The sequence below is a fragment of the Bacillus sp. JJ1127 genome (assembly GCF_036965845.1).
Classification (GTDB): Bacteria; Bacillota; Bacilli; order Bacillales; family Bacillaceae_G; genus Bacillus_A.
Map to the genome: position 1 here is coordinate 1 of NZ_JBALQK010000223.1, position 6,747 is coordinate 6,747.

The following is a 6,747-nucleotide window of genomic DNA, read 5'->3' on the forward strand; positions in this document are numbered from 1 at the left end:
TTCATGTTCCGAATGGCATCATTGAATTGCTACAAAAAATTCTGGATACCCTGAGATCCAGTAACATAATTCTAAAAATATAAATATCCATAATTAAAAATAAATTCCTCCGAGATCAATAACGACTTTATACTTCCTAGGTAACCGCCAAACATCACTTAAATCAACGAATAAAACAGGTCTCATCATATAAAGACCGGCTCCATAATTATAATAAATGGAAGTATATGTAATTGACAATAAATAAAATCTGAATATTCCGTGACAAACTTTTCAGATGAAAAGCTATAACAGTAAGGGATTTTTTCTATAATCGCATCAATCTTTCATTTTAAGAAAAGTTGTGATGTATAAAATAAATCCAGAATTAAATAATATACATAGCAAATAAAAAAAGGAGTTATAACCATGATACTAAGACTATCTTTTCGTAAGCTTTTGACGCTAGTTAGTGTCCTGTTCTGCTTAGTGAGTATGGTATTTCCACTTCAAAAAGCATTCGCAGAAGTAATGGATCATACAAAGTACGAAATGGATTGGAGCTATAGTAAGGCAAAAAAGAGACCAATTCGAACAGAACTTATCAAAACAGCGGATGGAAAAATTGCCTTTTGCTTGAATGTAGATTTGAAATCACCAAGTGGTCAAGATTTACCTGAGATAGGTAAGGTGGATGTGGGTGTATACCGCGTATTGTTAAATGGATACCCGCAAAAGAGTCCACAAGAATTAGGGGTTTCTGATTGGAGAGAAGCGCATTATGCGACGCAGCTTGCTGTGTGGAATGCGCTGAAACAAATAGATGTTAATGAATTAGATTTTCGTAATAAAAATGTAGAGAGATTAACGAAAGATATTGTCGCAAAAGCGAATAGTAGTGAAGAAGTACAGGAAATTACGATGAGTGTTTCGCCGTCAGAAAAACAAGAGGCAGTACTAAAAGATGAGTTTTTCGAAACCGGCTTATATACAGTACAAACAAACGCGAAAAGCGGCACATACAAAGTACAAGCAACGGGTGCACCTCAAGGCGTGAAGTTTGTAAATGAAAAAGGTGAAGCAAAAACGGAATTTAATGTAGGTGAAAAGTTCCGTATTTTAATTCCGAAAGAGACGCCATCTGGTGAATTTAGCTTTAAAGTATCGGGGAACTTAACGAAATTACAAGGAATTTCGTATAAGGGAACACCGAAAGTTCAAGATGCGGTAGTTCTATTAGAGCGCAGTGAAGAGAAAACAAGCCCAGAATTAGCGGTAAGCTGGAAAAAGGCTGGTGTACCACAGAAACCGAATAAACCTTCTACACCATATAAAAGATAAAGAAGCACTGGCAAACGCCAGTGCTTCTTTATTACTCAGCTTCAGAAACAACTGTGAAGCGTTCGTTTATATGTTTTGGATTTTCAATTTCATCAAGTGCAGCTACAGCGAAGTCTTCGTAACTTACATAGCTATCACCTTTTGTGTTAACAAGAAGGTGATCTTTACCTGTTTTGTAAGAGCCAGTACGTTTTCCTAATGCGAATAGTGCAGAAGGGCTGATGAATGTCCAAGTAATATCATTTGTTTGTTGTAAGATTTCTAGATTTTCCCCTTGGTTTTGAGCAGTCGCAAGGTACTCCTTTGGGAAATCTGGCGTTTCGAATACGCGTGTTGTTTTTTCCTCATCTATAAATAAACTTCCGGCACCGCCAACAACAAGTAATTTTGTATGAGGTGCGCCTTTCATTGCTTCAATTAATACGTTTCCTACATCTACGTGAAGGTGATCTTTACCTGCTGGAGCACCAAATGCGTTTACAACTACATCAAATGCTTGAAGATCGTTAGCAGTAAGATCGAATACGTCTTTTTCTAAAACTTTTACATTGCCTTCTGAAATTTTTGCAGCGTTTCTTACGATCGCAGTTACTTCATGTCTGCGATCTAACGCTTCTTTTAAAATGCGACTTCCAGCTTTTCCGCTTGCTCCGATAATTCCGATTTTCATAAGCAATCCCTCCAAAATTTTTATGAAATAAGTGTTAAAAATGTATGTCTGAAAATGAATGGATATCTTTACATCAAGTTGTTTATCGTCTGGATGTAACCATTATAGTTACAGTTTTTGTTTTTTGTCAATTGCTTTGTTTAGAAAACAAATTCATGTTGTATCATTTTTAAAATAAAAAAGTCATTTGTTCTCGAATATTACATGCTCATGTCATAAAATCTAACGCATGGAAGTTATATCCTGTCGAAAATTGTTGATTTTTGAGTATTTTTTGAATATAATTCAACTTATGGAAAAGAAAAGGGAGGGTTTCAATATATGGTTAGCATCTTAGAGAAGTTCGTTGGGGTAACGAATAATATTCTTTGGTCTTATATTCTGATTGCAATGTTAATAGGCTTAGGTCTTTATTTTTCTTTTAAATTGAAGTTTGTACAAATTCGCCATTTAGGGGAAATGGTACGATTAATGGGTGATGGTTTAACTGGAAAGACGCGTAAGAAGGGTAGTGTATCTTCTTTCCAAGCTTTCTGTATGAGTTCTGCAGCCCGCATTGGGATTGGTAACTTAGCAGGTGTGGCATTAGCGATTTCTATGGGAGGCCCTGGAGCAGTATTTTGGATGTGGGTAATTGCTATTATTGGGGCATCTTCAAGTTTTGTAGAAAGTACACTTGCACAAATTTATAAAACAAAAGATGGCAGTGGATTCCGTGGTGGCCCTGCTTATTATATGGAAAAAGGTTTAAATAAACGCTGGATGGGAATTTGGTTTTCTATTCTTATCACAATTAGTTACGGTTTAATTTTCAACTCAGTACAGGCGAATACAGTTACATTAGCATTTAAAAATGCTTTCGGTTTAGAGCGTTACATTGTAGGGATTGTACTAGCTGGATTAATTGCGGTTATTATTTTTGGCGGTGTTAAGAGTATTGCACGCATGTCAGAAATGATTGTTCCACCAATGGCAATCATTTACATTGCAGTAGCTATCTTTGTTGTTATTAAAAACTTCTATTTACTTCCAGATGTCTTTACTGAAATCTTTAAAAGTGCGTTTGGTTTAGATGCAGCTGTAGGTGGCGGTATTGGAGCGGCAATGAAGTATGGTATCCAGCGCGGATTATTTGCGAATGAAGCAGGTATGGGTAGTGCACCAAACGCGGCTGCGACAGCGGATGTAACGCACCCAGCTAAACAAGGTTTTATTCAAACAATTGGAGTTTTAGTAGACACATTTTTAGTATGTACATCAACAGCATTTATCGTACTATGTTCTGGGGCATATAAGGCAACGAATTTAGAAGGAATTGAATTAACGCAAAAGGCGCTAAGCTCACAAATTGGACCATGGGCAAGTAGCTTCTTAGCGATTATTATTTTCTTATTTGCGTTCAGTTCACTTCTAGGAAACTACTACTATGGTGAAACGAATATTGAATTTATTAAGAAAAGTAAGGCATGGCTAACAGTCTATCGTATTGCCGTAGTCGGAATGGTTATGTTTGGCTCTGTTGCAACGCTTCAAGTTGTTTGGAATATGGCAGACTTATTTATGGGGTTAATGGTAATCACAAACTTAATTGCAATTACATTACTTGGTAAATTTGCATATGCTGCCTTGGCAGACTATGTAAAACAAAAGAAGCAAGGAAAAGATCCAGTATTCCGTGCAAGCTCTATTCCAGGGTTAAAGAATACAGAGTGCTGGGAAGATTCTGTGGTAATAAAAGAAAAAGAAGAACAAGCTGTATAATAAGGAGAGAGCATCAGAGCGAATCTGATGCTCTTTTTTATATACAGCAACCCCCCTCTTTTTAGGAGGGAGAGAGGATCTGGCCATGCATAGAAGCGGTCAGGGCCTGTTTCTGCCACATGCGAAGTAAAAACAGAAAGAGCAAACGAGTGTAGGTTACTTTTTATTCTGCATAGCAGGGATTTAGATGTCGAAAAATGAAAATGGATTTATATAGACCGTCTATGCAATGAGTACATGATTACAGTATTGTACCGGGGACATTTTATTTAAGCTTAATTTAATAATGGAAATAAAGGTTGGTACGTGTATGAGTTGAAAAAATTTTGGATTCATCATTATGAATGGCGGAAGTTGGAGAGTTACCAGGCTCATGTACTGAGAAAATGATACAAACCCTAAGGCTGATACAAGCTATTAATATTGCCCTTACTATATAAGTAGATAAATAGCCCATGAAGGTTTTCTTCATGGGCTATTTCTATTTTCTCTTTATTTGTGATACGTACCTATACGGTTTCTAATACCTTTTCAAGCATTGTTCCATTTTTAGCATAATTCGTATGCCAAGAAAAAGCTTTTTCTAACACATGAGGAGTTTGTCCACCTCTTGTTTGTGCTTCTTGGTAATAAGCTCGTAGCTGGTCACGATACATTGGATGTGCGCAATTCTCAATAATCAGTTCTACTCTTTCCCTTGGCGCCAGTCCTCTTAAGTCAGCATATCCCTGCTCAGTGACGATAACATCTACATCGTGTTCGGTATGGTCTACATGAGAGACGAAAGGAACGATACTTGAAATGTTACCACCTTTCGCAATGGATTTAGTAACAAAGATAGCTAGGCGTGCATTTCTTGCAAAATCACCAGAACCGCCAATACCGTTCATCATTTTTGTACCTAAAACGTGAGTAGAGTTGACATTTCCGTATATATCTAATTCTAAAGCAGTATTAATCGAAATTAATCCAAGGCGACGAATGATTTCAGGATGATTGGAAATCTCTTGCGGACGCATTATTAATTTGTCACGATATTTCTCAAAGTTGGAAAATACCTGTTGCATTTTCTCTTCGGAAAGCGTGATAGAGCAACAGGAAGCAAAATTTACTTTCCCAGCATCTATAAGATCAAAGACCGCATCCTGTAACACCTCGGAATAAACTTCTAAATCTTGAAACTCTGAATCTAACATTCCATGCAGCACTGCATTGGCCACTGAACCAATTCCCGATTGTAATGGCGCTAAACTTTCCGTTAATCGGCCTACTTTCACTTCTTTTCGAAGGAATTCGATTAAATGCTGTGCCATAATAACCGTTTCTTCATCTGGAGGAACAATCGTCGATGGCGAATCAAGCTGGTTCGTAAACACAATACCCTTCACTTTTTCAACATCAACCGGAATACCGATAGTTCCAATTCGATCATCCGTTTTAGCGAGCGGAATTGGAAGCCTTGATCCTTGTTTCCCAGGTTCATATAAATCATGCAGCCCCTCTAGTTGTGTAGCTTGAGCCATATTAATTTCAATAATAATAGACTTAGCATTTAGAGCAAACGCCATGGAATTTCCAATTGAAGTGGTTGGAATAACCATTCCGTCCTCAGTTATTGCAATCGCTTCCAAAATAGCGACATCTATATCCATAACGTCCGCACGAATCATCTCTGCTGTATGAGACAAGTGCTGATCCACGAATAAAAAGTCTCCATTATTAATTCCTTTTCGCATAGTCGCATCGGCTTGGAAAGGCAATCTTTTTCCTAAAATTCCTGCTTCAGCAAATAATTTATCCACATCCGAGCCTAAGGAAGCTCCAGTATATACATTTACTTTAAAAGATTCATCATTCTTAACGCGGTTCACCAGCGCAAACGGAACTGCTTTCACATCACCTGCACGTGTAAACCCACTTAATCCTAAAGTCATTCCATTTTGAATCCACGAAGCCGCTTCTTCAGGTGTAACGACCCGTTCCTTTAGACGATGGTCCCTGATTCTATCCAAATTATTCTCCATAATTAATCCCTCTCTTAATGAATATTCATAATTATTTTACACATTAACACCATCAAAATAGGGTTTTTGGTATACGATACCGAAAATTCGGATAAAATAGCGAATCCGGGCTCTAAAGCAGAAAAAATCTAGAATCCTAGAAGCTTCCGAAAATAACTAGCGTATGATTGACTAACTGGTATCCTCTCATTATTATTCATCGAAAGTAAAAAGGTAGAATGAGTATCAGGATAAATCGCTTTAATATGATTAACATTTACAATAAATGAACGGTGACATCTAATAAATGAATCCTTCGGAAGCAAGTATTCGAATTCCTGCAGAGAGTATTTATGTGTTCCTGATAACTCTTCTGAATTCACATACGTCTTTTTATCTTTGGCCTCTAAATAAATGACCTTTGAAAAAGGAAGCGGAATCCAGCCGTCCGTTGTTTTTAAGGTAACGACCGATTTTCCATCCGTTAAAGCGGGATAAATTGCCGTCACGCAACCCTCAAGCTTTCCATTATTTAAAAATGGTACGGCCATTCCATGATAAGGAATACCAAAAACATTCCTATCAATAAACTCAGAGGCCTTTTGCTCCGTCACTATTGCTTTATGAGCAATCGTTCCTTCCTTTATAGGGTCCCCGACACTAATTTTTAAATCAATTCGTTTACTTGGCCGATAGTAGATATATTCTTTTGTATTAGAAACGGCAATTGAAATTTCATCTGAAAATAATTCCCCAACGACATCTAGTAGTAAGCCTAATGTTATATCTTCCATTCTATTAACACCCCATTCACTATTATACTACTATTATTAACACCAAACTGTACTGATTCTGATGGGAAAAATAATAAAGGCCCTATATTAGGTGTTTTGGTAGATTGCTTTTTCGGTTCACCATACTTTACCTATGTAAATCCATTTTAATTTTTCGACATCTAATTCTCTGCTATACAAAATAAAAAGTAACCTACAC

Annotated in this window: 5 protein-coding genes and 1 pseudogene; 3 read left to right on the top strand and 3 right to left on the bottom strand. The window is 37.0% G+C overall.

Features of this window, described 5'->3' with window-relative positions; genetic code table 11:
- Positions 1 to 408: 408 nt before the first annotated feature.
- A complete protein-coding gene (locus V7183_RS19965; protein WP_335360598.1) occupies positions 409 to 1,320 on the top strand; it encodes a thioester domain-containing protein in 912 nt (303 codons plus the stop codon).
- A gap of 31 nt (positions 1,321 to 1,351) precedes the next feature.
- Here the strand turns inward: V7183_RS19965 and V7183_RS19970 are convergent, their stop codons facing one another.
- Complete coding sequence (locus V7183_RS19970) at positions 1,352 to 1,990, bottom strand: NAD(P)-dependent oxidoreductase (protein ID WP_335360599.1); 639 nt, start codon at positions 1,988 to 1,990, stop codon at positions 1,352 to 1,354.
- A gap of 321 nt (positions 1,991 to 2,311) precedes the next feature.
- Between V7183_RS19970 and V7183_RS19975 the strand changes: the two genes are divergently transcribed.
- Together V7183_RS19975 and V7183_RS19980 are read left to right on the top strand one after the other, a co-directional pair.
- Positions 2,312 to 3,751, top strand: a complete 1,440-nt coding sequence (locus V7183_RS19975) for an alanine/glycine:cation symporter family protein (protein ID WP_335360600.1) — start codon at positions 2,312 to 2,314, stop codon at positions 3,749 to 3,751.
- A 288-nt stretch (positions 3,752 to 4,039) separates the two neighbouring features.
- Positions 4,040 to 4,141 (top strand): annotated as a pseudogene (locus V7183_RS19980) (DUF2639 domain-containing protein); the annotation flags it as partial.
- Between the two features lie 119 nt (positions 4,142 to 4,260).
- On the opposite strand, the gene V7183_RS19985 reads toward V7183_RS19980, so the two are convergent.
- Positions 4,261 to 5,775, bottom strand: a complete 1,515-nt coding sequence (locus tag V7183_RS19985; protein ID WP_335360601.1) for an acetyl-CoA hydrolase/transferase family protein — start codon at positions 5,773 to 5,775, stop codon at positions 4,261 to 4,263.
- A 128-nt stretch (positions 5,776 to 5,903) separates the two neighbouring features.
- Positions 5,904 to 6,548 (bottom strand): LytTR family DNA-binding domain-containing protein, encoded by a 645-nt coding sequence (locus tag V7183_RS19990; RefSeq protein WP_097899705.1) that lies wholly within the window; start codon positions 6,546 to 6,548, stop codon positions 5,904 to 5,906.
- Positions 6,549 to 6,747 lie beyond the last annotated feature (199 nt).